Genomic DNA, 25405 nt, shown 5'->3' with positions numbered 1-25405 from the left:
CTAGCGACTCCCGTCGCGCTGCAATAGCGGACCGAGCGAGACCACCCGTTGCTCGCGAACCGCTGAGAGGTGTTGGCGCAACGGGGTCCCATCATCGGGCAGCGTGAGCGTCGGCTCGAGCTCCAGCAGCGGCTCGAGCACGAAGCGCCGCGACCTGATCTCGGGATGCGGCAGCACCAGACGCTCGCTGCGGTAGACGAGGTCTCCGAACACCAACAGATCGACATCGACCGGGCGCGGCCCGTGTCGACGCCCCGAGGGGTTGCGACCAAGTTCGCGCTCCACTTGTTTGCAGAGGTCGAGCAGCGACTCCGCGTCGCCTGAGTAGCGGACGTGTGCACAAGCGTTCAGGAAGTCCGGCTGATCACGGACCTCCCCTTGCGGCTCCGTCTCGTAGACGGTCGACACGGCTTCCAGCTCAACACCCTTGGCGACCAGGCGGTCGAGCGCCAGGCGTAGCGCCCTTAGGCGGTCGCCCTCGTTGGAACCGAGGCCAAGGTAGGCGATCGTGCCGAGCACGGCCGCCGCTAGACCTCCTTCCACACCTCCACCGACACGCCCTCAAGCGGAAGCGGTATCGGTGGTTCGGGTTTGGTCGCCTTGACACGCACGCTGACGACGCCGAACCGCTCGACGAGGCGGTCGGCGATCGAGGAACACAGCCGCTCCAGGGTCTTGTACGAGCGCTCTTGAGCGGCCAATGCGATCTGCTCGCAGACGGCGGCGTAGTCGACGGTGTCCTCGAGCCGGTCGGTGAGCGTGGCGTCGCAGTGGTCGAGCTCGAACGTGACATCGAAGACCAACCGCTGACCGAGCTCGCGTTCGGCCTCGGTCACCCCGTGCCTCGTGTACAGCGAGAGCCCGGTGATCTCGACGGTCACGCTCGGCTCGACACCAGCGTCGTCGTCCTCCTCGTAGTCGAACCCGTCTTCGTCTTCGCCCTCGGGCTCCTGGTCGTAAGGATCACGCTCCCAGCTCAACTGACCTCCCCGGCGTCGGTTCGGGTTCGGCGCAACGTAGCAGCGGCTAGACGCAGAGCATCGACATGCTCGGCTACGTCGTGTACCCGGAAGATGCTGGCACCGCGCTCCAGTGCGAGCACGTTGCTGGCGATCGTGCCGGCCAGCCGCTCTTGCTCCGGGCGCTCACAGATGCGACCAATGAAGCTCTTGCGGGAGGTGCCGATGAGAACCGGCCGCCCCAACTCGAGTAGCTCGTCGAGTCGCGCGATCAGCTCGAGGTTGTGCTCCACGGTCTTGCCGAAGCCGATGCCCGGATCGATCCAGATCCGTTCCTCGGCAATGCCGCGCGACAGCGCGAACTCGATGCGTTCCGCCAAGAACGCCTTGACGTCGGCCACAACGTCGTCGTAACGCGGGTCGATCTGCATCGTCCGCGGCTCGCCGCGCATGTGCATCAGCACGCAATCGCAGCGGCGCTGCGCAACCAGGTCCGCCAGCTCCGGCTCAAAACGGAACGCCGAAACGTCGTTGACCACGGTCGCGCCGAGTTCGAGCGCGCGTTCGGCCACGGCGAGCTTAGTGGTGTCGATCGAGATCCGAGCCGCTAGCCCGGCACTGGCGAGTCGTTCGAGAACCGGCACCACCCGGCGAAGCTCCTCTTCTGCGGAGACCGGCTGGGCGCCGGGGCGCGTCGACTCGCCCCCGACGTCAACGATCTGCGCTCCCTCGGCAGCTAGCTTGCGCGCATGCCGTGCGGCGGCGTCGGGGTCGACGAACAAACCTCCGTCGGAAAACGAGTCGGGAGTGACGTTGACGATCCCCATCACCACCGGGAACTCAAGGTCGACCGGGAGGGGACGTTGGGCTAGGGACGCAGCGGGCACGCGCGGGAGTATCGCGCGACCGGCCGGTTAGCGCAGGGGCGGCTGCGGACCTTCCCCGCGCAGCTCGGCGGCACCGCCGGCGAGACCCGGCCGCGGGATCGGGCCAGGGGCCGGGAGCGGCTTGCGTTGGGGCTCGGGCACCGGCTGCGCAGCCGGTGGCGGTTCCGCAGTCTCTTCCTCGCTGCCGAAGACCTCCTCCTCGCTCGCCCCCTCGAGCAACTTGAGGAACTGCTCACGCTCGATCGTCTCGCGCCGGATCAGGATCTCCGACAGGCGATCGAGGTCGGCGCGGTGCTGCTCGAGCACTTGGCGGGCGCGCCGATGCGCCTCCTCGACGATGCGACGGATCTCATCGTCGATCTCACGCGCGATCTCATCTGAGTAGTCCGGCTCGGTGGCGAGCTCGCGCCCGAGGAACGGTTGCGTGTGGTCGTGGCCGAAAACCCGAGGCCCGAGCTTCTCGGACATACCGAAGCGCATCACCATCTGCTTGGCCGTGCGCGTGACCTTCTCGAGGTCGTTGGCGGCACCGGTCGTCACCTCGCCGAAGACAAGCTCCTCGGCGGCGCGGCCGCCGAGCGTCATCGCCATCGAGTCCTCGAGCTCGGCTTTGGTGGTGAGGAACTTGTCCTCCGTCGGCAGGGAGATCGTGTAGCCGAGCGCCTGGCCGCGCGAGATCACCGAGATCTTGTGCACGGGATCGGTGTTCTCGAGGTAGTGCGCGACCAGCGCGTGACCCATCTCGTGGTACGCGGTGATGCGCCGCTCTTTCTCCGACATCACGCGCGACTTCTTCTCCGGGCCGGCGAGCACCCGCATGATCCCTTCCTCAAGGTGACGGTGCTCGATCCTCCGGCTGCCTTCGCGCGCGGCTAGCAGGGCGGCCTCGTTCACGAGGTTCTGAAGGTCGGCCCCGGTGAAGCCAGGCGTCTGCGCCGCCAGGTTGTCGAGGTCGACCCCCGGCGCGAGCGGCTTGCCGCGCGTGTGGACGGCCAGGATCTCGCGCCGTCCCTTCAGGTCCGGACGGTCGACGACGATCTGGCGGTCGAAACGACCGGGACGCAGGAGCGCCGGATCGAGAATGTCCGGGCGGTTGGTGGCGGCGATCAAGATGATGTTGTCCTTCATCTCGAAGCCGTCCATCTCGACGAGCAGCTGGTTGAGCGTCTGCTCGCGCTCGTCGTGACCGCCGCCCAGACCGGCACCGCGGTGCCGTCCGACGGCGTCGATCTCGTCCATGAAGATGATGCAGGGGGCATTCTGCTTGGCCTGCTCGAAGAGATCGCGCACGCGCGAAGCACCGACGCCAACGAACATCTCCACGAAATCGGAACCTGAGATCGAGAAGAAGGGAACGCCGGCTTCCCCCGCCACGGCCCGGGCGAGCAGCGTCTTGCCGGTACCCGGCGGGCCGTACAAAAGCACGCCCTTGGGAATCCTCGCCCCTAGTGCTTGGAATTTCTTGGGGTTCTCGAGGAACTCCTTGATCTCCTGGAGCTCCTCGACGGCCTCGTCGACACCGGCGACGTCGCGGAAGGTGATCTTCGGTTGATCGACCGACAGCCGCTTAGCCCGCGACTTGCCGAACGACATCACCTTCGGCCCGGCCCCCTGCATCTGGTTGATGATGAAGAGCCAGAAGAGCAGGAACAGCAGCATCGGCAGGCCGTAGCTCAAGATCGGCAACCACCCCGACGAGGTCTTCGCCTTTACGTCGACCTCGGCACCGGCGCGCCTCAGCTGGTCGACCAGCTGCTGCTCGGTGTTGTCGGGGTAGGCGGTCTCGTACTTCTGCCCGGACTTGAGCTCGACGTCGAGGCGATTGTTCTTGGTGTTGAGGGTGACCTGCTTGACCCGACCCTGCTCGACCTGGGTGAGGAAGTCCGAGTAGTGGGGCTGGCGCGTGTTCGACGCGGGCGTGATCAGCCGCTGCGCGAACAGCACCAGGACGAAGACGATGAGAATCGGAAAGAGGGCGCTGCGGAAGAATCTCGTCAGTCTCGGTCTCACGTCTCGTCTAGCCCCCTTTTGCCGCTCCGCCGCCTGCTGGCGGCGTCCGGCATCGGGTGAAACCCGAGCGTAGCAGCGGTGTTGCGCTGTCCAATGCGGTTGTCGCGTGGGTGGGGGCGCGCTCCCCGACTGTTTTCGGCTTAACCGCCTGCCGCCTATAGCGCACGAGTGGAGCGCTCGAGCGCCGCCACGTACGGGAGATTGCGGTACCGCTCGCGGTAGTCGAGTCCGTAGCCCACGACAAAGCGGTCGGGGATCTCGAAGCCGACGTAGCGAATCGGCAGGTCGATCTTGCGCCGCCCCGGCTTGGTCAACAGCGCACAGACCTCGAGCGAAGCGGGCGCCCGCGCGCGCAGCGTTCGCAGCAGATAGGAGAGAGTGAGCCCGGAGTCGACGATGTCCTCGACGAGCAGGACGTCTCGTCCCTCGATCGGACGATCCAGATCCTTGAGGATCCGCACGACCCCGGAGCTGGAGGTGGCGTCGCCGTACGAAGCGACCGCCATGAAGTCGACCTCGCAAGGCACGTGCAGCGCCCGCATGAGGTCGCTGATGAAGAAAACGGCGCCCTTCAAAACGCCCACCAGCAAGAGCTCGCGACCTTCGTAATCACGCGAGATCTCGAGGCCGAGCTCGCTCACCCGGCGGCTCAGCGCCGGCCCGTCGACGAGCACCGCGCCGACTGTTGCGTCGGCGTTGTGAGCACTGCCGGTCGGCATCGGACCGCTCACGCTCAATCTACCCGCGACTCCATGCTGCTCGAGAAGTTTGCCGCCGAATGTCGGCCGGCGATGCCTAAGTAGCTTCTCCGGTGGCTTCGGCGCCGACGAGCCGCGCGCTCAGCAGCACCGCTGCATCCCCCGGGCGCGCCGCGAAGCGCTCGCCGAGCGCCACGCCTGCCACCCAGACGATCTCCCCGCCACTCTCGACGACCGGCAACTCGTGCCGCAGCTCACGCGGGACCTTGCGGTCGGTGAAAACGTCCTGCAGCGTCTTCGTGCCGCGCAGCCCCTGCGGCTGCATGCGGTCACCAGCGCGCCAGGCGCGCACCTTTAACGGCTCGACCAAGCGCTCCCGCGCGACTGCGACCTCCTCGGGGCCGGGCTCCGCCGCACTCCCACCGAGGCGCGCCTCGACGCGAAAGCGCCCGAAGCGAATCGAGCCCGGCACCGGTAGCTCTACCGGCTCCGGTCTCGCCGTCGGGGCGGCCTTGCGAAACCGCAGGGAGCCGTATTCGCTGACCGCTTGCACGCCGCCTCCGACGTCGAGGTAGCGGGTACCTCCGCTTCTCGCGAGATCGACAAGCTCCCGAGTGTCAGCGGTCGACAGCGCCACGGGCCGCCCGGCCGCTGCGCTGGCAAGTGATCGCAGGAGGTGGCGACTGAGCGCCGCGGGAAGCCGCTCCAGATCACGCAGCATCAGCGCGCCCGTAGGAGCCAGCTGGCGCGCGGCCTGCCTGGCCTGCTCTTCGACCACCTCCAGCTCCTCCGCGAGCTGGCGCGCGGTCTCGGCGATCGCGAGCTCGACCTGGGGGTTGAGTTCGCGCAGCACCGGTAGGACCTGCGATCGCAGGCGCGCACGTGCGAAGCGCGGGTCGGCGTTCGAGGGGTCTTCACGCCAGCTCAGCCCGCGAGCCTCGAGGTAGGCACGCACGTCGGCCCGCGTGACGCCGAGCAGCGGGCGCACTAGCCGACCCCGGCGCGAGGGCATGCCGAGCAAGGCGCGTGTACCCGGGGATGTCGCGAGCCGGTAAAGGACCGTCTCCGCTTGATCGGTCGCGGTGTGTGCGGCCGCGTAGTCGCCCTCCGCGAGGCGCTCAGCGAGCTCGTAGCGGACACGCCGAGCAGCGTCCTGAAGGTTGCCACGTGCCGGTAACTCGACGCGCTCGACGTACAGGGGCACACCGAGCCGCTCGCACAGTTCGCGGCAGAAACGTTCGTCGTCGTCGGCGCTCGGCCGCAGCCCGTAGTTGACATGCAGGGCCGATACCCGTGCGCCGAGCCTCAATGCGACGTCCACGAGGCAAACCGAATCACCGCCACCCGAGAGCATCACCAGCAGCGGCCGACCGCGCGCGATCAGCCCTGTGGCGCGAGCGCTATCGAGCGGATCGCGCAAAGATCGCGCCCCTGCTACTGCTCGGCCGCCGCGACTCGCCACAGTACGACCGGTCTGCTGAACCCCTTCATCTTGATCTCGCCGATGTTTTCGAAGCGTAGGTGGCGTGTCGCCTTGCCACGCACAGCGTCGACCACGTCGCCGCTCACCAGCACCTCGCCGCCGCTGGCGCGGGCCACGATGCGCGCCGCGAGGTTCACCGCCCGGCCGTAGTAGTCGCCGTCCCGGTAGAGGACACTTCCGTAGTGAATGCCGATACGCGGCCGCGGACGGTCGGGGAAGAAGCTCATCAGGCCGACGCTCCAATCAACCAGCGCACCCGGGTCTTGGCAGACGATCATCACCTCGTCGCCAATCGTCTTGACCAGGCGTCCGCCCTCCGGCAGCGTCGCTTGAACCGCCTCGATCAGGCGTTCCACGGTCGAGAACGCTTGTTCCTCGCCCTCCTCCTCGGTCAGTCGGCTGTAGCCGGATAGGTCGCAGAAGGCCACGGAGGTGCGTACGCGCCCGCTGAGGTGCTCTTCGTCGTCGACGTCAAGCTCCATGTGACCGACCACGTCCTGCTCGATGAAGTGCCGGAGCAGGCGCTCGTGGACGTGCTCCATGATCGGCGTCGCCAGCGGCAGCAGATCGCGCGCGAGATGCTGCATCCGCTCGGCGATCTCGGCGCTGGATACGCCCTCGCGCATCAGCGGCACGTGGAAGTAGAGATGAACCAGGCGAACCTCGGCGTCTGCGATCTGACTGAGCGCTTGACCGTACACGCGCGCGAGCTGCAGGAACGCTTCGTCTGGGAGGCCAGCCGCCAGCGCCGCCGCCACGTGCTTCAGAGCCTCGACGTCGCTGCGCGAGAGGCGGTCGAGCTCACGCGGCAGGCCGAGTGCCGTCCAGATCCGCACGATCAGGTCGGGCTCGAGGCCCGTTGCTTCCGCAGCCTGGTCGAGCGTCATCCGCTCCTCCCCGCCAGGCAGGATCTGTTCCACTGGGCCGTAGGCGAGACGCCCTTCACGCGCGGCTTCGGCGATCCGCTCGAGCGTGTGTCCGCGCGCTCGCAGGCGCGCGACGATGCGAGCGTGCGCGAGGTCCTGGTCGGTCCACCCGTTTCGCAAGTCCTCGACCGCCATCCCTGGAATCGCGCCGCGCTCCACCCAGCGCCTGAGCGTGCCCGGCGAGACACCGACGGCCGCCGCTACGGCAGCCGTCGAGAGCCGCGGGCGGGCGTCGTCGTGAGCGCTGCCCGCGGCTGTCGAGAGCGCCGGCGAGGCGGTGTCTTCTGTTTCTCGGCGAGCCACCAGCCCGACGGTACCGATCGCCGCTCGAGCGCAATGATCGTCGCGTTTAGACTCGGGCAACCGCACGAGTCGCCCGCGCGGGATCGTCTGATCGTTTCTGATTCGAGGGAGGACGTCGGCTTGTGAGCGCCAGCTACTTCGTTACCGGGGCTACCGGCTTCATCGGTCGCCATCTGCTGCAGCACCTTCTGGAGCGCGACGGCACGATTTATGTGCTCGTTCGCGAGGGGTCGCGCGGGCGGCTCAAGGAGGTACTTGCCCGCCTAGGGGCCGACGAAAGCCGCGTGCAGCCTGTCGTCGGGGACCTGACGAAGCCAGGCGCCGGTGTCGACGGCCCCCCAGGTCCAATCGACCACTTCTTCCACCTGGCGGCCGTCTACGACATGGAAGCGGACGAGCAGACGATGGTGCGGGCGAACGTCGAAGGGACGCGCCACGCGGTGGAGCTTGCGAACGAGCTGGGGGCGAGCCGGTTCCATCACGTGAGCTCAATCGCCGTCGCCGGCCGCTACCAGGGTGTGTTCCTGGAGACGATGTTTGATGAGGGGCAACCACTGCCCCACGCCTACCACCGCACGAAGTTCGAGTCGGAACGCGTCGCCCGCGAACAGGTCCGCGGTCGCTTGTTGGTGTACCGACCGGGGATCGTCGTCGGTCACTCACGCACCGGAGAGGCCGACCGCATTGACGGGCCCTACTACTTCTTCAAGTTGATTCAGCGGCTGCGCTACGTATTCCCGCAGTGGTTCCCCTTGGCGGGTCCGGAAGGCGGGCAGACAAACATCGTCCCGGTCGACTTTGTCGCTGCCGCGCTCGACTACATCGCGCATCTGCCAGACGAGCGGTTGCCGGGCGACACGTTCCACCTCGTCGATCCGCGGCCGCTATCGGTAGGCCAAGCGATCAACGAGTTCGCGCGCGCGGCCCACGCGCCCCAGCTCGCCTTGCGGGTAGACCGACGCATCACCGACGCGGTGCCGCGCCAGCTGCGGGCGTTTTTGCGACAGGTACCGACGGTGCGGCGAATCCGGGAGACCTTCCTCCGCGACTTCGGCATCCCGCCGGCGGCCTGGGAGAACCGTGACTTCCTCTGTCGTTTCGATTGCCGCCAGACGTTGGCGGCACTCGAGGGCAGCGGCATCGCCTGCCCGCCGCTCTCCTCGTACGCCGGCCACGTGTGGGACTACTGGGAGCGGCACCTCGACCCCGATCTGTACAAGGAGCGCGGTCTCGCTGCGGCCCTGCGCGGCAAGGTAGTACTGATCACCGGTGCCTCCAGCGGCATCGGTCGGGCCACCGCACTCGAGCTCGGCAAGGCCGGTGGCGAGGTCGTGTTGGTAGCGCGCACGCGCGAGAAGCTCGAAGAGGTCGCGCGTGAGGTCGAGCGGCTCGGAGGCAAGGCGCACGTCGAGCCCTGCGATCTCACCGACATGGATGAGATCGAGCAGATGGGTCGGCGCGTGCTCGAGCGGCTAGGACGCGTCGACATCCTCATCAACAACGCCGGCAAATCGATCAGGCGTTCGCTCGAACGCGAGTACGACCGCTTCCACGACTTCGAGCGCACGATGCGCATCAACTACTTCGGGGCGGTCAAGCTGATCATGACGCTGCTCCCCTCGATGCGACGACGGCGCAGCGGGCACATCATCAACATCAGCTCGATCGGGGTGCAGACCAACCCGCCGCGGTTCAGCGCTTACGTCGCCTCGAAGGCTGCGCTCGACGCTTTCTCGCGATGCGCGGCGCCCGAGACGATCGGCGACGGCGTCAAGTTCACAACCGTCTACATGCCGCTCGTGCGCACGCCGATGATCGAGCCAACCTCGATTTACAAGGCGTTCCCGACGCTGAGCCCTGAGGAAGCGGCGGCGATGATCTGCGACGCGATCATCAAGCAACCGAAACGCAAAGCGTCGCGACTCGGCACCTTCGGGGAGGTGCTGTACGCGATCTCCCCGAAGATGGTGGACTGGATCATGCACACCGCCTACAACATGTTCCCGGATTCACCGGTCGCGGCCGGCAAGGCGGTGGAGCCAACGACGACCTCCGACGCAGATGGCCGTCGTCCGGCGCCGTCCGAAGAGATACCGGCCGAGGCGTTGGCGATGGCGTACCTGTTGCGCGGCGTCTACCTGTGAGGCGCGGCGTCTACCTCTACGGCGCGGCGTCTACCTGCACGGGGCACGCGCACTAGCTGCTCGGCGAGAGCGGCGAGCGCGCGAACGAGCGACGCGGCGCGCGAAGGAGCGAAGGGGCGATAACTACTCGACGAGGTGCGGGTAGTTGCGCTCGATCATCTCCCGGTAGCGCTTGAAAAGCGGCTTGGTGATCGGGATCAAGGCGAGCGTCTTGCGAACGTTGCCCTTCGACTTGATGCGCCGGCGGGCGAGCGCGATCGCGATGTTTTCCTTGCCCTGGAAGTAGCGGTTGGCGACGTCCGAGTTCATCGTTAGTTCGACCTCGGGCTCCCAGTCGATGTCGTCGCTCCACTCCCACCGTAGGTACTGGCCGTCGCGGGGCGGATCAGCGTAGGTGACGTTGACCACCAGATCGAGGTCCGGAAACTCGAAGCGCTGGGGGGTCCGCGCGGCCGCGAGCTTGGGACCGATGTCCGGGTCGCTACCCATCATTTCGAAGGTGCGGTCGACGACCTCCCGGAACTCTTGCGCCGATCGAAAGCGACCCATATACGCAACCTATACCTAGCGCGGCCGGCCTGACATCACAAGAAGGCCGGTCCGCGGGCAACCAAGTTCGCGTAGACGCGCTGTTGCAGGGTGTCGCGCAGCCGTTCCGACACCTCGAAGACGTAGGCGCGGTCGTCGGCCGCCTCGGGACCCCGGCGACTCAACTCCAGCGGCTCGCAGAACTCGATCCGCCAGCGCGCCGGCAGCGGCACGAGACCGAGTGGTCCGAGCAACGGGAAGGTCGGCGTGACCGGGAGCGTCGGCAGACCCAGGAGGCGTCCAAGCCACGGCAGGTCAGCGAGCCGGGGGTGCGCCTCCTCGCTACCCACGACGGCGACGGGCAGCAACGTCGCTCCGGTACGCAACGCGATCTCCACCACGCCGCCACGACCGAACCGCTGAATTCGATAGCGCTGCCCGAACCGGCGCTGGGCCGCGCGCGCACCCTCCGGGAAAGCGATCACCGCCTCGCCGCGCTCAAGCAGCGTGAGCGCGTTGTAGGGAGTCGCAGCGACGCCCCCGAGCTTGCGCACGACGGCCGAAAGCCAAGGCGTGTCGAAGACCCAGTCGAGCTCGAGGAAGCGCAGCTCGCGGGGCTGCGGATGTTCCCGTCGCACCGCGGTCTTGATCATCAGCGCATCCCACGGCAGGAAGCCGGCGTGGTTGGCGACGAGCAGCACCGGTCCGGTTGCTGGCAGCCGTTCGACAGCCACCGCTTCCACCCGCCACCAGCGTTCGTAAAGAAAGTCGAAGAGTGGCTCGAGGGCGCGCTCGAACTCCGGGTCTCGACCCCACTCGTCTTCCTCGTAGTCGCCAGCCAGACGGCGCGACGCCGTCGCGACGACGTCACGCAGTTCGCTCGGGAGACCGTCGAGCACGCCCCCCACAGCGCGACGAAACGCGGCGAGCAAGTCGCCAGGAGCGTCTCGCCGCTCGTTCTCTCTTGACCCGTGCTCCTCGTTCGCCGCGCGCTGCTCTTCGCTCACCGAACCTCGCCGGTCCGCCCGTTCTCTGCCCGACGCTGCGGCAGCGGCGGCGCCGGTCGCACGGGTTGCTCGCCCTTGCGTCTCTGGTCGGGTGCGGCGGCGCTGTGCCACTGTCAGCTCACCGCCTCAAGCACGCGCCGCAACGGCGGCAGCAGGCTCATCCCCTCGCGCGTAGCGGCGAACTCGCGGACCGCCGCCTCTGTCGAATAGCGCGGTTCGAAGCCGAGATCGCGGCGCAAGCGCGTGATGTCGACAGCGCGTCCATAGCGCAGCAGCCTGCGGAAGTCCTCCGAGAAGGTCACCAAACCGAGTCGCGCGAGCTGGTCGGTGACGGCCGCAAACAGCGGCCCAGGCAACGGCATCGAGGGCTTGCCAACGAGCCGCAGCAGGCGCGTCAGACCGATCGTTCCCGGGCCTGCCACGTTTACGGCTCCGCGCACCGGCTTGCGCACGGCAGCGACCAGCGCCGCCACCGCGTCGTCCTCGTGGACGAACTGCAGACGCGGATCAAAGCCCAGGTATGTCGGCACCACGGGCAGTGAGAGATAGCGCGTGAACTGCGTCTCGACTGAGGGCCCGATAGCCGGCTGGTAGCGGAGCATCGTGCAGACGACGGCGGGGCGGCGCCTAGCAAACGCGTCGAAGTAGTTCTCGATCTCGGCCACGTCGCGCTGGAAGCGCGTGCGGGGCGGATACAGGCGACTCGCCTCCTCCTTGAAGAACTGCGGCGCTCCCGGCTCCGCCCCGTAGATGCCCGCCGAGCCGCGGATCACGATCGCCCGCACGGTCTCCGCCTTCTCACAGGCGGTGAGCAGTTGCAAAGTGCCGATGACGTTGATCTCGTGCATCTTGCGCGGGCTCATGTTCGGCCCCGGCTGACGGACGATCTGGTTGTGGACGACCGTGTCGCAACGCACCTGCGGAAGCACGCGTGCCAACACCGGGCTGCGGATGTCGGCGTCGATCACCTCGGTGCGTTCGAGCGTGAGCTTGGGTGGACGCGTGTCGACCGCGAAGACCGCGTCTACCCAAGGCTCCCGTTCGAGCCTTGCGGCCAGCGAGCTGCCGACGTAGCTACCGGCGCCGGTGATTAGCACTCGACGTCCGGCCACCCCGCCTCCGTCTCGGCTCGCAAGTTCGTAAAGCCCATGATCAGCTCGGCTGCTCGACGCTGCCCCCGCCGCGAGCGTTCGCGTCCCGCGCGAGCTCGTCGAGGCGGCGCTCGATCGCTGCCAGGCGGCGTTCGATTCGACGCAAAGAGGCCGCCAACCGCTTGGCGTCCTCACGAGTCGCGGGCAGCTCCGCCTCGATCAAGCCCCGAACGGTGTGGCGGCTGCGCGCGATGCGCTCCTCCGCCCCACGCACCAACTCATCCAGCGCACCGACCAGCTCGTCAACCGCTTCTTGTGCTCGACCACGCGTGCGTTCGGCCGATCCGAGCGTCCGCTGGAGGGCGTGCTCGACGGCCTCCCGCACGGCGTCGGAAAGCTCACGTCCGCTCCCCTTGCGCGCCACTCGGCGCAGTCTCGCACACGCGGTCGCCGCCCTGCGACACCGCCGAGCGGAGCGGCCGCCGCCACGCCCGGCGGTTGCCTGGCGGAGCTAAGGTGGGGCGCTCGTGAGCGCTGGCGAGCAAGCGGCGAGCAGGCTCGATCTTCCACGGGTGCGGCATCTCGAGCCGCAGACGGCGCTGGCCGCGGACGTGATCGTGACCGACGATCCCCGCGCAGCACTGGTGCTGGCGCAGGCTTTGTGTCGCCGGCCACGGATGTTCAACCACGCACGCGGTTTGTGGGGCTACGTGGGTACGACCGCCGCAGGCCGACCGCTGACCGTCCAGTCGGTGGGTATCGGTTCGGCGAGCGTGGCCACCGTTTGCTGCGAGCTAGTGGCACTCGGTGCGCAGCGCCTGGTGGGAATCTGGGGATGCGCGGGCCTGACACACGCGGTGCCCGGCGAGCTAATGACGGTGGCGCGGCTTGTCACACCAGATCCGGTGAGCTCGACGATCCTCGACGGCTGCGAGCCGCGGCCCGACGCGCGTTTGCTCGAGCAGCTCGCCCGCGCCGGAGCAAAACCGGTGCCGTGCGCAACCAGCCCGCTTCCCTTCGAACCAACCCTGGCGAACCGAGGAGCCTGGCTGGAACGCGGGGCGAGGGTCGTTGATCTTGGTGCCGCCGCGCTCCTGGCGGTCGCGAGTTGGACGCGGGTGCCCGCTGCCGCCTTGCTGTTCGTCGAGGCAGTGCCGGCCGACGGCGCAGCCGAGCTGCTAAGCGCGAGCGAACGCGAGCGCGCCCTCGAGGCCGCCGGGCAGGCCGCACTCGCGGCGCTTGCGGCCTGATCGAGCGCCGCTGGGAGCCTCTAGGTAGGCCGCTCGTTAGCTCAGCTGCTCCTTGCGCTCTCGCCGCCCGCGCCACCGGTGCCGGTAGCAGGGCGCGAGGTCGACGCCCGTCGGCTCCTGGCGCCCCCCTTGCTTTGCGACGCGCGCTGGGCGCGCTGGCTGCCCGCCGACTCGGCGAGACGTTGCTCGATGGAGGCCAGACGCTCGTCGATTCGGTCGAGCAGATCTTCGATCCCTTCGAGCCTTTGCGAGACAGCTCGAACGCGCCGTGTCAGGCGCTCGATGTCGGCCGCAGAAGGCAGATTGAGGGCGCCCATCGCCACCTCTTGCGCCTGGGCGGCTTTCTCTCGCGCCTCCAGTGCGCGCGAGACGGCTGCGCTGAGAACAGGGTTGGCGAGAATCTCCTCGACCACCTTCCCCAGCGCTTCCTCGCCCTGACGCGACAATCGCTCCAGCATCCCCTGTCGTTGTCCCTGTGGTGCCATGGGGGGAGCGTAACGGCACACCCGCGGTCGGTGCGAGCGGCGTGCGCGGTCGCCCACGCGACGGGATATCTCAAGCTGAGGTTGAGGTTGAGATTTTCCCCAGTCGGGCGCCGTATATCCCGGAAGGACGCGCCCCCGGAGAGAGGTGATCCCGAAGAGGGTCGCTCCCCTCCGAAGAGCGGTGGCTGCTCTCACTTCCTCCTCCCTCTATCGCGGGCCGCCAGCCGAGCACGATTCACGCCGCGGCTACAGGTGCGCGTAAGGCTGCCGATAGAAGGTCTCAGTCGTGCCGTGAAGCCGCGCCGAGCGCTCCCCTACGCGGTTACCCGTTGCGAAGCGAGACTCGATCACCTAGCGTTGCCGACACGGAGCTCAGCTCTGCTAGCGTCCGCGCGCCTCGACGAGGGCGTGTGAGCCGAGGTAAGGGAGGAATGCAGCAAGACAACCAGGGGATCTTGCGGCGCCTGGCGCTCGCTCTCGTCATGACCCTGGTCGCGATCGCCGCGGCCACCGCCGCCTTCAGCCGGCCGGCATCGGCAGAGCGCGACACCGCCCTCGTGCGGCTGGCAAACGGCCAGCTGGTGCGCGTAACACTCGACCAGGCCGGCTCGACCGTCCAGCAGACGGTCGACACACTCGGTCTAGGCGGCAGCACTTCGACGACGCCGACTGCCCCGACGGTGCCCACTACACCGACCACGCCGACCAACCCCGAGCAATCACCGCCGACCACCGACACCACGACCACGCCGCAGCCGGACACCGGCACCACCTCCACTACGCCGACCACGCCCACCACCACCGAACCTCAAGTCGAGCCTCAGGTCGATCAGCCGCGGGTGGGGCGCGAGCGCCGCGAACGGGCGCGGCCGAAGGATCGCGGCGAGGCCAACGCGGACCGGCCCAAGCGCGCACGCCCGCGACCGCGACCGGCCACCCGCCTGCGCAACCCCGACGGCACGCCGACGCGCTCGAACCCGACTTACACCGAGGTGCTCCCTACACCGCCCGACGCCAAGAGCGTCCCGAACTTCATCATCAGCCGCTTCCGCGTGCCGCCCTTCCTGCTGCCGATCTATCAGGCGGCTGGCATCCAGTACGGCGTGCGTTGGGAGATCCTCGCCGCGATCAACGAGATCGAGACCGACTACGGGCGAAACCTCGCGGTCTCCTCAGCCGGCGCGGTCGGCTGGATGCAGTTCCTGCCTTCGACTTGGAAGATCTACGGCGTCGACGCCAACAAGGACGGGCGCAAAGACCCGTACAACCCGGTCGACGCGATCTTCGCGGCGGCGCGCTACCTGAAGGCCGCCGGTTACGACCAGGACGTGCGCCGGGCGATCTACGCCTACAACCACGCCGACTGGTACGTCGACTCGGTGCTCCTGCGCGCGCGTTTGATCGCCGGCGTCCCGGCCGATCTGATCGGTTCGCTGACCGGCTTGACGGAAGGCCACTTCCCGGTCTACGCACGCGCACGGTACGCCGACGACGTCGCCGAGCGCCAGCTGATTACGCGCCTGCGGCCCGGCCAGAACGCCGCGCGCTTGGTCGAATCCCGCGACGACCGCCGGGGTATCCGCATCTTCGCGCGCGTCGGGGCGCCGGTGGTGGCCGTCAACGACGGCGTCATCAAGAAGATCGGCGAGAACCGCCGGTTCGGCCGTTACATCGTGCTGCAAGACGTTTACGGCAACCGTTACCTGTACGCGCATCTCGGCTCGATCGCGCGCTACTACCCGGTGCCGAAGGCCGATCCGGAGGCGAGTCCGCGGATCGCCAAGGCGCTGTCGGCGCGCAACCGCCGGGATCCGCGTCCGCGCGGTCCTGCCTCGGCTGGCAGTCAGCCAGGAACGCACCGCGACGACCCCGACCCGAAGGCGTCGCGGCCGGCCGACGCGGCACCCGCGCAGCCGTCGCTGCCGCTCAAGCAACGGCTGTTCGCGCACCCGGACCACCCAATGGCGCGTGACAACGGCGGTCTCGAGCAGATTGCCGAGATGAAAGCGCGCAAGGACGGTCGTTTCGAGACCTTCCGCGCCTACTTCTCGCGACCGTTCGGCTTGGACGCCAAGGATGTGCGTCTCCGTCGCCTCCGCAAGGGAGCACGCGTGATCGGTGGGACGATCCTCGGGCGCATCGGTCGCACCGTGCCGGGGCTGGCGGCACACGTCTACTTCGCGATTCGCCCGGCCGGCCGCGGCGCGCCGCTGATCGATCCGAAGCCGATCCTCGATGGTTGGAAGCTGCTCGAAGCGACCGCCATCTACCGCGCATCCGGGCGCAACGTGCTCTACGGCGACGACGGCGACGGCATGTCGATCGGGCAAGTCCTGCTGCTTCCCAAGCCGCTCCTCGAACGGCGTGTGCTGAGCGATCCGCGAATTGACATCTACCCGTGCGGCCGCCAGGACATTCGCTCTGGCCAGATCGACCGACGCGTGCTAGCGGTGTTGGAGTACCTCGCCGAGAGCGGCCTGCGACCGACCGTCACGAGCCTCAAGTGCGGCCACTCTTTCTACACAGCTTCCGGCAACGTCTCCTACCACTCGTACGGCACGGCGGTCGACATTGCCGCCCTCAACGGCATCCCGATCACTGGCCACCAGGAGCCGGGAGGCATCACCGAGCAAGCGATCCGACTGTTACTGAAGCTGCAGGGAACGATGCGGCCCGACGAGATCATCTCGCTGCTCAACCTGGGCGGCCCGTCGTTCGCGCTGCCCGACCACTACGACCACATACACGTGGGCTTCCGACCGCTATTCGGCGAGAACGGCAAGCTCGGAGCCGAGGCCACCGCGATTCTCAAGCCTGGACAGTGGAGCGACCTAATCGAGCAGCTCAAGCGGATCCGCAATCCGCGGGTACCGGTTCGGCCGTCGCCCTACGCGATCCCGACGAAGCGGCACGACGACCACCGCGCGAGCGACGCCCACCAGGGCGACTGACCGACACCTCACTGCCGGCTCGCCAGCCGGCGTTCTGGGCAAAGGCGTCGCGCCGGCAAAAGGTTTGAGCCGATCGCTGCTGGATAACGCGAGGACAGAGCTGACGGGCGACGCTCTGTTCCCTTTCGTGCAACTCGTCGTCCCTCCTCCGCCACCGCTGCCCGCCGGTCGCTACCTGGTGCGGTTCGAGGAAGGAAGTCACCGTGCCATCGTCGTGGTCGGCGGGCCGCCGCGGCGCCTGCGCCGCCGACGACTTCTCCGTCGCACGCGCCGGCCGCGGGCCGTCGCCACTCCAAAGCCGCTGACGCTCACCGTCATCCCGCCCCAGCCACTTCCCGATCGTGGCCAAGCCGAGCGTTGGCTCGGCGAGGTCCTGCGATCGCCAGAGGGAGCGCTCGGGTGGGCGCTGCGAGAGACCAACGAGCTCTTCGCCCGGGCCCGGCAAGCGCACGCCGATAGCTGGCCACCGGACCTCCTGCGGCCGGGCATTCTCAGCGTGCGGGTCGGCTTCGGGCGCGGCGAGCAGGTCGCGGTCGGAGCGTGGACGCGGGCCCGCGAGCTGGTCCGGACGGGCGAGGCGGGCTCCGCTCTCGATTCCTCCGACTCGCTCCTCGCCGATCTGCTGGCGGCCCGCCGGCGCCGCTCGCCGGCGCTCGAGTTGGCGCTCACAGCGCGCGTCCAGTTAGCCAGCGCGCGCCTGATCGAAGCGACGTGGATGCTCGAGGCGGCTGCCGAGGAAGCGGCGCGCGAGGGCGCGGCCGAGGGGTTCGCCGAGGGGGTCGCCCACGGGACCGCCGAGGGCGTCGCCGAGGGGGCCGCCGACGCGGTGGCCGACAGCGCCCAGCTCGCCAGCTTGGCGCGCTCGATCCGGAACCAACTCGCCAGCGTGCCTGCTGCCAACGAAGATCGTGCCGCAGAAGCCGCGGAGCGTCTCGCCCAAGCGGTCGACCAGCTGATCGGGGCGCTCCGGCCCGGTCCCGCGAACACGAGGTGAGGAGTCGCGCGGCGTTCAGCGCCAAAGCCACAGCGCGTGCCTCGTCGGAGCGAGCGCGCGCCTTTCGGGCGATACCTACACGCTCGCCCGCCGGGCGATACCTACGGCTACAGCGCTGCGAGCACCCCCTGGAGTTCGTCGACCACGTCGCCGTCGAGCTTCAACTCGGCCTCGGCGTCGTAAGGGGTGGGGCCCTGCGTGACGAGCGCCAAGCGGCCGCCGCCGAGGAGGGTCAGACGCGGCAAACCCGCTACCGGCCAAACCTCGAGCGACGACCCAATGCAGAGCATCAAGTCGGCGCTGCGGGCAAGATCCTCCGCTTCGCGTAGGGCACGCTCCGGAAGCAGCTCGCCGAACAGCACGACGTCGGGCTTCAGCGGCGAGTCGCAGCGCTCACAAGTTGGCACCTCTACCCCTTCCTGAAGGGCGGCGAGGACCTCTTCGAAGTGGCGTTCTTTGCCGCACACCAAACAGACGCAGCGGTCGATCGAACCGTGTACCTCGATCACCCGCTGGGAGCCGGCGCGGCGGTGCAGTCGGTCGATGTTCTGAGTTATCACCGCCGACACCAAACCCCGACGCTCGAGCTCGGCGAGCGCGTAGTGAGCTGGGTTCGGCGCGACCCCCGCGAGGCTCAAGAAGCGCTCGGAGTAGAAACGCCAGAAGGTGGCGGGATCGCGGCGGAAGGCGTCGATGTGAGCGACCTTCATCGGATCGACACGTTCCCAAAGGCCGCGTCCTGGCGAGCGGAAGTCGGGGATCCCGGAGGGCACTGAGATGCCGGCGCCGGTCAGCGCAACCGCGCAGCGCGCTTCACGCAGAAGTGCCGCGAGCCGCGCGGCTCGGCCGTCAGCGCCCGCGGAACTTCGCCCGGCGTCGCTCGAGGAAGGCTGCGATTCCCTCCCGTGCATCCTCGCAGGCGAATACTCGCGCAAACCCTTCGGCTTCGACACGGAGTCCTTCGTCGAGGTCCGGCTGCGCCGAAACGCGCTTGATCTCCCCGACCGCGAGGGGTGCCTGACCCGCCAGTTTGCGCGCCCAGGCGAGCGCCGTGTCGAACAGCTCGTGGTCGGGAACGACCTCGTTCACCAGTCCGATGCGGTGTGCCTCCCACGCGTCGATCGGATCGCCCACGAGGTTCATCTCGAGCGCTTTCGCCTCGCCGACAAGGCGCGGCAGGCGCTGCGTGCCGCCGAAGCCGGGGATGATCCCGAGATTGATCTCGGGCTGACCGAAACTCGCCGACTCGGCCGCGATCCGTACGTCGCAGGCCATCGCGAGTTCGCAGCCGCCACCCAGGGCCAGCGCGTTGACCGCGGCGATCGTGACCGTGCTCGAGCGCTCCATCGAGCGCATCAGGTGGTGCGCGGTCTCGATCAGCTCCCGACCCTCGCGTTCCGGATCGATGCGCGTGAACTCCTTGATGTCGGCCCCGGCACAGAAGGTGAAGACGTTCGACGACGCGATCACCAGCGCCCGCAAGCGCCCGTCGACCTCCGCCCACAGGTCGGCAAGCTCGCGCAGCGCCTGCGGGGAGAGCGGATTGGCCGGTGGCCGGTTGAGCCAGGCGATGCCGATATCACCGCGCGTCTCCAGCAGCACGGTCTCGCGCTGCGGCCCTTCGTCGGGTCGCGGGTAGGGAAAGAAACCTTGCCCGCTCTTCTTGCCCAGCCTTCCCTGGGCCACGAGGCGGCGCAGGATCGCCGGTGGCGCGAACGCGTCTCCCCACTCTCCGCGGGCTCGCTCGAGCGCCTCCAGGACCTCGTCGAGACCGCGTTCGTCAGCGCGCTGGAAAGGGCCAGGGAGGATCCCCGCGCCGAGCATCATCCCGATCTCGATGTCGCGGGCACCTGCGACCCCTTCCTCTAGCACCAGGCACGACTCGACCAGTGCTTTCAGGGAGAAACGCTCGACGAGCGTGGCCGCGGCGCTACTGGCGCTGGTGCTCATAGAACCCCTTTCCCGTCTTCTGCCCGAGGTTCCCGGCCGCGACCAACTCGCGTAAACGCCCGAGCACGTGGAAGCGCTCCGGACCGTACTGCTCCTGCAGGTGCTCGGCCACGTGCAGCACCGTGTCGAGACCCAGCAGATCGGTCAGGTAGTAGGGCCCCATCGGCGCGGCACCGGACTCGCGAACGGCGCGGTCGACTTCCTCGATCGTGAGACCCTGCTCCTCGGTCGCGCGCCAGATCTCCGAGACCGAGGACATCAGGATGCGATTGACGACGAACCCCGGGACCTCCTCGCACCGGATTGGCGTCTTGCGGATCTGAAGCGCGAAGTTGACGGCTGCCTGAAGCGTTTCCGGGGAGCTGTCCTCGCTTGCCACGACCTCGATCAGCCGCATCACCGAGGCGGGGTAGAAGAAGTGGAATCCGCAGACCTTGTCGGGACGGCTCGTAGCCTCGCCCATCTCGGTGATCGATAGCGACGAGGTGTTCGATGCCAGGATCGCGTGGCCAGGGGTCGACTCATCCAGCTCCGCAAAAACGCGCCGCTTCAGCTCGATCCGCTCCGGGACCGCCTCGATCACGAAGTCGACCGTGCCGAAGGCGCCGTAATCGGTCGTACCGGTGATCAGCGAGAGCGTCTCGTCGCGTTGCCGTTGCGCCTCCTCGTCACTCAGCTTGCCTTTCGCGACGAGCCCTTGCAGCTGCGCCTCGGTGACCTCCCGCGCCTTCGCCAGTCCCTGCTCGACGAAGCGTTCCTCGATGTCCTTGAGGACAACGGGAATGCCGGCGGATGCGATCACCTGGGCGATCTCGCCGCCCATCGTCCCTGCTCCAACCACCGCAGCCTTGAAGACGAACATCGCTCCTCTCCGTGCGCGTCCGACGACACCGCGCTCCGGGCCGGCCGCCGACGCCCCGGCGCGCGATCGGCGGCGCAAGTTACCGAACGTCGGCAGAATGGCGCCGTGCGCATCTCCACGAAGGCTGACTACGCAGTCCGCGCAGCGGTCGAGCTGGCCGCCCGTGCGCGCGAAAACGCCTTTACCAAGGCCGAGACGCTGGCCACGGCGCAGGGACTTCCCTTGAGCTTCCTCGAGAACATCCTGGGCGAGCTACGGGCAGCCGGCCTCGTGCAAACGCGACGCGGCGCCGAAGGCGGCTACAAGCTCGCGTTGCCGCCACACGAGATCACGATCGCCGACGTCGTGCGTGCGGTCGAGGGGCCGCTCGCCTCCGTACGTGGGGAGCCGCCGGAGCGCATAACGTACGCCGGCTCGGCAGCGCCGCTCCAAGACGTTTGGATCGCGGTGCGCGCGAGCGTTCGCTCGGTATGTGAAGCGGTAACGCTCGCCGACGTCGCGGCTGGGCGCCTGCCCCGCCGCGTGCGTCAGCTGGCTGCCGATCCCGACGCCAGGGAGACGCGCGTGCGCCCGGCCGGACGCTGATCGACTAGAGCGTCGCCAGCGACACGCACCCACACGACGTCGCCGCTGCGCACATCGAGCTCGCGGAACCGCCGGCGCGCAAAGCGGGCCTCGGCAGGCGCACCGTCGGCGAGCGTCAGCTCCACGCGAATCTCGGGGCCGAGGTCGACGATCCGCGTGATCATCGCCTCCGCAGCTTCGTCGATCGGCGTGTGCGAGAGCTCGAGCTCGTCGGGCCGCACGATCACCCCGCCGATCTTCGTCGTGTCGCCGATGAAGTCGCGGACGAACGGGGTTTGCGGGTTGTCGTACAGCTCACCGGGAGGACCGACCTGTTCGAGTCGGCCGTCGTTGAGGACCGCGATGCGGTCGGCCAGTTCCATGGCCTCGGCGCGGTCGTGGGTCACCATCAGGGTGGTCGCGCCGAGCTCGTCGTGTAGCCGGCGCAACCACGCGCGCAGCTCGCGCCGGACGTGAGCGTCGAGTGCAGCGAACGGCTCGTCGAGCAAAAGCACTCGCGGTTCGATCGCCAGCGCCCGCGCGAGGGCCATGCGCTGACGCTGGCCTCCGGAGAGTTGGTGCGGGCGTCGCTCGGCGAACTTCTCCAGTCCGACCATCGCCAGCAGCTCGTCGACGCGGCGGCGAATCAGCTCGCGCCGGGCGCGGCGCACGCGTAGACCGAAAGCAACGTTCTCGCGCACGGTCATGTGGGGAAACGGCGCGTAGTGCTGGAAGACGAAGCCGATGCCGCGCCGCTGTGGCGGTTCGTAGGTGACGTCGCGCCCGTCGATCACGACCGTGCCCGCGACCGGCGGCTCGAGCCCCGCCACCACGCGCAGCAGCGTCGACTTGCCCGAGCCGGAGGGGCCGAGCAGCGCCACCAGCTCGCCCTCGGCGACCAGCAGGTCGACGTCGGAGAGCGCCCGCACCGGACCGAACGCGACGCTGACGTTGCGTAATTCGATCAACCGATCACCTCCTCGCCGTCGCGGGCACGCGCCGAGGACGACGCTCCCGTCGTTTTGAGCAGCAAGACGAGCGCTGCGCAGGCCGCAGCGGCCAACATCAGAGCCGCCGCGTAGGCCCCGGCCAGATCGAAGTTCTCGTAGCGCTGCTGGATCAGCAGGGTCAGCGTCTGCGTCTGTCCGACCAGGTTGCCGCTGATCACGCTGACGGCCCCGAACTCGCCGAGGGCACGCGCCAGCGAGAGCACCGCACCGTGCACCAGGGCGAGACGCAAAGCCGGCAGCGTGACCAGCCGGAACGCCTGCAAAGGTCCTGCCCCGAGCGTGAGGGCCGCTTGTTCGCGCTCGCTCCCGAGCGCGCGCAAGACCGGAATCAGCTCGCGGGCCACGTAGGGCACGCAGATGAAGGTCGTAGCTACGACGACGCCGAGCGGCGTGAACGCGACCTTCACCGGGAAGTGCTCCAACCACCCCCCGCGACCGAACAGGGCGAGCAGGGCGAGCCCGACCACCACCGGCGAGACCGCCAAAGGCACGTCGAGCAAGCTGTCGACGAAACGGGTGCCCGGCAGTCGCGAGCGCGCCACGACGAGCGCGACCGCCGTCCCGAAAACCGCGCACACGACCGTCGCGACGAGCGCTGCAAGAACCGTCAAACGCAGCGCCGAGAGCGCCTCAAGAGCGGTCAGGGCACGCACGAACTGAGCGACCCCGGGCTCGAGCGCGCGATAAACGACGAAAGCGAGCGGCACCACCAGCAGCACGCCCAGGTACGCAAGGGCGAGGGTGCGCAAGGCGAGCGCCCCCCACTGCCGGCGAGCGCGCCCTGCCGCCCTGCGCGGCCCTGTTGCCACAAGCTCGGCGCTCACGCCGCCACCACCCCGCGCCGCCGCTCGACGAATCGGAGCATCGCGATCACCGCTAGCGACAACCCGAGCAGAACGCAGGCCACGCCGGCGGCTCCTGGCAGGTCTCCCGACTCCACCCGTTTGAGGATGTAGACGGGCGCTAGCTCGGTCTTGAACGGCACATTCCCGGAAACGATCACCACCGAGCCGAACTCGCCGACTGCGCGGGCGAAAGCAAGCGCCGAACCACTCACGATCGCCGGTGCCAAGAGCGGCAGGAAGACGCGCCGCGCCAGTTGCGCCGGCGAGGCACCGAGCGTCAGCGCCGCTTCCTCGATCTCGCCGCCTAGCGAGGCCAACACCGGTTGCACCGACCGCACCACGAACGGCAACGTCACGAGCGCCAGCGCGGCGACGATGGCGAAGCGCGTGAAGGCGATGTTCACGCCGAGCGGGGAGCCCGGCCCATAGACCGCGAGTAGCGTTAGCCCGGCGACGATCGTCGGCAGCGCGAAGGGCAGATCGACGAGCGCGTCGACGATCCCCCGACCGCGGAAGCGCTGGCGCACGAGCACCCAGGCGAGTGCCGTTCCGAAGACGGCGTTGACGGCCGCCGTTGCCGCCGACACCGCGATCGACAGAAGCAGCGCCGCGCGCGCCTGGGGCGCCGTGACAGAAGCCACGAAGGCCTCGACCCCACCGCGCGCGCCGATCCCGGCGAGCGCGGCAAGCGGCAGCAAGACGACCGCCGACAGCCAGGTCACGGAGACGCCGAGCGCCAGCGGTCCCCCGCCCGCAGTAGCAGCGATGCGGCGCGGGCGCCGGTAGCGCGAGGACCGCGCTCGCCGGTGGTGCCAGCACCGCGCTAACCGAGACCACCAGAACCGCACTACCAAAGGGTGCGAGGACCGCGCTCGCCGATGGTGCGGCCGGGCCGCTTCGGCGCGCGCCTGGTCGCGCCGGTCCTCGCGGTTTTCGGCTCGTACGCTCACCGCCGCGCTTCGATCCTCGACACCAGGCCCTTCTCGGGATCGAAGAGCTGCGCGTCGACGCGCCGCCAACCACCCAACTCGCTGATCGTGTGCAGCCGCCGCGGCGCGGGGAAGCGCTCCGCGAACTCCCGCGCAACCTCCGGGTCCTGGGGACGGTAACCCCACTCCGCCCAGACGCGCTGGGCGGCGGCCGTGAACAGGTAGTCGAGGAAAGCGCGCGCAGCCGTCGAGCGCTCGCCGCTCTTGGTCAGGGCGATCGGTAGGTCGATGCGAAGCGTCTCGTCGGGGATCACCAAGTCGAGGCGTTGGCCCTTGCGGCGGGCGGTGATCGCTTCCGACTCGTACGAGACGAGGACATCCCCGACCCCCGAGGTGAAGGTCTGGAGCGCCTCGCGACCGGACTTCGGTTGCACCTTCACGTGCTCGCGCAAAAGCCGCTCGACGAAGCGCGGGCCGCGTGCCGCGTAGGCGGCGATCAGGTTCCACTTGGCCGCGCCGGAGGTCTGCGTGTTCGGCGTGACCACCTGAATCCCGGGGCGCAGCAGATCGTCCCAGCCGCGGATGCGTCGCGGATTACCCGGTCTCACGATCAGTGCAACCACCGAGTGCGCCACGAACCCGCCGCGCGCCCGTCGCTTCCAGTCCTTCGGCACGATCCCCGCATCGACGAGCCGTGTCACGTCGGGCTCGATCGAGAAGTTCACGATGTCGGCCTTGAGGCCGCCCGCGACCGCCCGGCTCTGCTCGCCCGAGGGCCCGAAGGAGGTCGAGACGCGCACGTCCTTGCCGCCCTTGGTCCTCTGGAAGGCGGGGATCACTTCGTCGTAGACAACTTGGGGGGTCGAGAAGCCAACGAGCGACACGCTCCGAGAACCGCCCGTGGTTGCGGAACCGCCGCAGGCGGCGGCAAGCGTTGCGAGCAAGACAGCAGCCAACGTCGCGCTCAACGCGCGCGCGCTACGCACCGCCCTGCGCGTCGGGAGCGGTCGCGAATCCTCAGTCACCTATTACCCCCTTTCCTGGTCAGGTTTTACACCTTTTGAGGCGGGCGATCGTAGCAGATACTCGATCGAATGAATCGAGAATGTGCAGCTAGACGGCAGCGCGGCCGATCACGCCATCAGCGACGTGGCCTTGCGATTTAGCGGGAGGGGGGCGCGTAGAGCTCGCTGCAGATGCGCTCCACGCTGTCGCGCACGGCACGCAGGAACGGCCGCACCTCGCGCCGCAGACGCTCGAGCTCGGCGCGCCCGGCATCGGTCAGCGAGTAGTAGCGCCGAGTGCGGCGCACGGGGTGCTCCCACTTGCCCTCGATCAGGCCCTGCGACTCGAGCTGGCGGAGCAGCGGGTACATCGTGTTGGGGTTGACGGATAGAACGCCCTCCGTCAGCTTCGCGATCCGCTCCATCAACTGATTCCCGTAGGAGGGCTGCTCGGCGATGAAGTGCAGGACGAGCAGCGGCAGGACTTCCCGGCGCACCAACGCGCCGGTGATCGGATCTTGCGGT

General features: G+C 68.5%; 25 protein-coding genes. 5 read left to right on the top strand and 20 right to left on the bottom strand.

Going from position 1 to position 25405, the window contains the following annotated elements; all coding sequences use genetic code 11:
- The 7 genes from folK to BLW41_RS05295 form a co-directional block, all read right to left on the bottom strand.
- Positions 1 to 543 (bottom strand): 2-amino-4-hydroxy-6-hydroxymethyldihydropteridine diphosphokinase, encoded by a 543-nt coding sequence (gene folK, locus BLW41_RS05325; protein WP_218138269.1) that lies wholly within the window; start codon positions 541 to 543, stop codon positions 1 to 3.
- Complete coding sequence (folB, locus tag BLW41_RS05320; RefSeq protein ID WP_093116873.1) at positions 528 to 980, bottom strand: dihydroneopterin aldolase; 453 nt, start codon at positions 978 to 980, stop codon at positions 528 to 530. The genes folK and folB overlap by 16 nt, the downstream gene beginning before the upstream one ends.
- Positions 977 to 1846, bottom strand: a complete 870-nt coding sequence (folP, locus tag BLW41_RS05315; RefSeq protein WP_218138268.1) for a dihydropteroate synthase — start codon at positions 1844 to 1846, stop codon at positions 977 to 979. The genes folB and folP overlap by 4 nt, the downstream gene beginning before the upstream one ends.
- A gap of 27 nt (positions 1847 to 1873) precedes the next feature.
- Positions 1874 to 3856 carry an ATP-dependent zinc metalloprotease FtsH gene (ftsH, locus tag BLW41_RS05310; protein WP_245689026.1) on the bottom strand — a complete coding sequence of 661 codons (1983 nt, stop codon included), beginning with the start codon at positions 3854 to 3856 and terminating at the stop codon, positions 1874 to 1876.
- Between the two features lie 155 nt (positions 3857 to 4011).
- Positions 4012 to 4575: a hypoxanthine phosphoribosyltransferase gene (hpt, locus tag BLW41_RS05305; RefSeq protein ID WP_093116871.1), complete on the bottom strand. Its 564-nt coding sequence runs from the start codon at positions 4573 to 4575 to the stop codon at positions 4012 to 4014.
- Between the two features lie 76 nt (positions 4576 to 4651).
- Positions 4652 to 5974, bottom strand: coding sequence for a tRNA lysidine(34) synthetase TilS (tilS, locus tag BLW41_RS05300; RefSeq protein WP_093116869.1), 1323 nt, complete (start codon positions 5972 to 5974; stop codon positions 4652 to 4654).
- Between the two features lie 14 nt (positions 5975 to 5988).
- Positions 5989 to 7266, bottom strand: a complete 1278-nt coding sequence (locus tag BLW41_RS05295) for an adenylate/guanylate cyclase domain-containing protein (protein ID WP_218138267.1) — start codon at positions 7264 to 7266, stop codon at positions 5989 to 5991.
- A 122-nt stretch (positions 7267 to 7388) separates the two neighbouring features.
- On the opposite strand from BLW41_RS05295, the gene BLW41_RS05290 reads away from it, so the two are divergent.
- Positions 7389 to 9410 (top strand): SDR family oxidoreductase, encoded by a 2022-nt coding sequence (locus BLW41_RS05290; protein ID WP_093116867.1) that lies wholly within the window; start codon positions 7389 to 7391, stop codon positions 9408 to 9410.
- Positions 9411 to 9533: 123 nt separating this feature from the next.
- On the opposite strand, the gene BLW41_RS05285 is transcribed toward BLW41_RS05290, so the two are convergent.
- The 4 genes from BLW41_RS05285 to BLW41_RS10905 form a co-directional block, all read right to left on the bottom strand.
- Positions 9534 to 9959, bottom strand: a complete 426-nt coding sequence (locus tag BLW41_RS05285) for a hypothetical protein (RefSeq protein ID WP_093116865.1) — start codon at positions 9957 to 9959, stop codon at positions 9534 to 9536.
- A 35-nt stretch (positions 9960 to 9994) separates the two neighbouring features.
- Positions 9995 to 10945 (bottom strand): lysophospholipid acyltransferase family protein, encoded by a 951-nt coding sequence (locus BLW41_RS05280; RefSeq protein WP_177169351.1) that lies wholly within the window; start codon positions 10943 to 10945, stop codon positions 9995 to 9997.
- Positions 10946 to 11058: 113 nt separating this feature from the next.
- Entirely contained in the window at positions 11059 to 12057 is a 999-nt protein-coding gene (locus tag BLW41_RS05275) for an NAD-dependent epimerase/dehydratase family protein (RefSeq protein ID WP_177169350.1), read from the bottom strand.
- A gap of 40 nt (positions 12058 to 12097) precedes the next feature.
- The gene (locus tag BLW41_RS10905) at positions 12098 to 12460 is read right to left on the bottom strand and encodes a hypothetical protein (protein ID WP_177169349.1); all 363 of its coding nucleotides are present in this window, start codon (positions 12458 to 12460) and stop codon (positions 12098 to 12100) included.
- A gap of 103 nt (positions 12461 to 12563) precedes the next feature.
- Between BLW41_RS10905 and BLW41_RS05270 the strand changes: the two genes are divergently transcribed.
- A complete protein-coding gene (locus tag BLW41_RS05270; RefSeq protein ID WP_093116859.1) occupies positions 12564 to 13286 on the top strand; it encodes a phosphorylase family protein in 723 nt (240 codons plus the stop codon).
- A gap of 41 nt (positions 13287 to 13327) precedes the next feature.
- Here BLW41_RS05270 and BLW41_RS05265 read toward each other — a convergent pair whose 3' ends face one another.
- On the bottom strand, positions 13328 to 13771 hold the full coding sequence (locus BLW41_RS05265) for a hypothetical protein (RefSeq protein ID WP_093116857.1): 444 nt from the start codon (positions 13769 to 13771) through the stop codon (positions 13328 to 13330).
- 431 nt (positions 13772 to 14202) lie between these two features.
- Between BLW41_RS05265 and BLW41_RS05260 the strand changes: the two genes are divergently transcribed.
- Together BLW41_RS05260 and BLW41_RS05255 are read left to right on the top strand one after the other, a co-directional pair.
- Positions 14203 to 16722, top strand: coding sequence for a lytic murein transglycosylase (locus tag BLW41_RS05260; protein WP_093116855.1), 2520 nt, complete (start codon positions 14203 to 14205; stop codon positions 16720 to 16722).
- A gap of 127 nt (positions 16723 to 16849) precedes the next feature.
- The gene (locus BLW41_RS05255) at positions 16850 to 17716 is read left to right on the top strand and encodes a hypothetical protein (protein WP_143038603.1); all 867 of its coding nucleotides are present in this window, start codon (positions 16850 to 16852) and stop codon (positions 17714 to 17716) included.
- Positions 17717 to 17823: 107 nt separating this feature from the next.
- Here the strand turns inward: BLW41_RS05255 and BLW41_RS05250 are convergent, their stop codons facing one another.
- From BLW41_RS05250 to BLW41_RS05240, 3 genes are read right to left on the bottom strand one after another with little or no spacing between them, the layout of a single operon-like run.
- Positions 17824 to 18627, bottom strand: coding sequence for an SIR2 family NAD-dependent protein deacylase (locus tag BLW41_RS05250; RefSeq protein WP_093116851.1), 804 nt, complete (start codon positions 18625 to 18627; stop codon positions 17824 to 17826).
- Complete coding sequence (locus tag BLW41_RS05245) at positions 18566 to 19666, bottom strand: enoyl-CoA hydratase-related protein (RefSeq protein ID WP_093116849.1); 1101 nt, start codon at positions 19664 to 19666, stop codon at positions 18566 to 18568. The genes BLW41_RS05250 and BLW41_RS05245 overlap by 62 nt, the downstream gene beginning before the upstream one ends.
- The gene (locus BLW41_RS05240; protein WP_093116847.1) at positions 19647 to 20528 is read right to left on the bottom strand and encodes a 3-hydroxyacyl-CoA dehydrogenase family protein; all 882 of its coding nucleotides are present in this window, start codon (positions 20526 to 20528) and stop codon (positions 19647 to 19649) included. The genes BLW41_RS05245 and BLW41_RS05240 overlap by 20 nt, the downstream gene beginning before the upstream one ends.
- A gap of 105 nt (positions 20529 to 20633) precedes the next feature.
- On the opposite strand from BLW41_RS05240, the gene BLW41_RS05235 reads away from it, so the two are divergent.
- Positions 20634 to 21113, top strand: a complete 480-nt coding sequence (locus BLW41_RS05235; RefSeq protein WP_093116845.1) for an RrF2 family transcriptional regulator — start codon at positions 20634 to 20636, stop codon at positions 21111 to 21113.
- On the opposite strand, the gene BLW41_RS05230 is transcribed toward BLW41_RS05235, so the two are convergent.
- From BLW41_RS05230 to BLW41_RS05210, 5 genes are all read right to left on the bottom strand, one after another.
- The gene (locus tag BLW41_RS05230; RefSeq protein ID WP_093116843.1) at positions 21056 to 22060 is read right to left on the bottom strand and encodes a sulfate/molybdate ABC transporter ATP-binding protein; all 1005 of its coding nucleotides are present in this window, start codon (positions 22058 to 22060) and stop codon (positions 21056 to 21058) included. The genes BLW41_RS05235 and BLW41_RS05230 overlap by 58 nt on opposite strands.
- Positions 22057 to 22926, bottom strand: a complete 870-nt coding sequence (locus BLW41_RS05225; RefSeq protein WP_218138266.1) for an ABC transporter permease — start codon at positions 22924 to 22926, stop codon at positions 22057 to 22059. The genes BLW41_RS05230 and BLW41_RS05225 overlap by 4 nt, the downstream gene beginning before the upstream one ends.
- Positions 22923 to 23897: a sulfate ABC transporter permease subunit CysT gene (gene cysT, locus BLW41_RS05220; protein WP_218138265.1), complete on the bottom strand. Its 975-nt coding sequence runs from the start codon at positions 23895 to 23897 to the stop codon at positions 22923 to 22925. The genes BLW41_RS05225 and cysT overlap by 4 nt, the downstream gene beginning before the upstream one ends.
- On the bottom strand, positions 23894 to 24760 hold the full coding sequence (locus tag BLW41_RS05215; RefSeq protein WP_218138264.1) for a sulfate ABC transporter substrate-binding protein: 867 nt from the start codon (positions 24758 to 24760) through the stop codon (positions 23894 to 23896). The genes cysT and BLW41_RS05215 overlap by 4 nt, the downstream gene beginning before the upstream one ends.
- A 278-nt stretch (positions 24761 to 25038) precedes the next feature.
- Positions 25039 to 25377 (bottom strand): PadR family transcriptional regulator, encoded by a 339-nt coding sequence (locus BLW41_RS05210; RefSeq protein ID WP_177169348.1) that lies wholly within the window; start codon positions 25375 to 25377, stop codon positions 25039 to 25041.
- Between the last annotated feature and the right edge of the window lie 28 nt (positions 25378 to 25405).

It is taken from the genome of Thermoleophilum album (assembly GCF_900108055.1).
Taxonomy (GTDB): domain Bacteria; phylum Actinomycetota; class Thermoleophilia; order Solirubrobacterales; family Thermoleophilaceae; genus Thermoleophilum; species Thermoleophilum album.
This window is presented reverse-complemented; position numbering and strand designations above follow the sequence as displayed.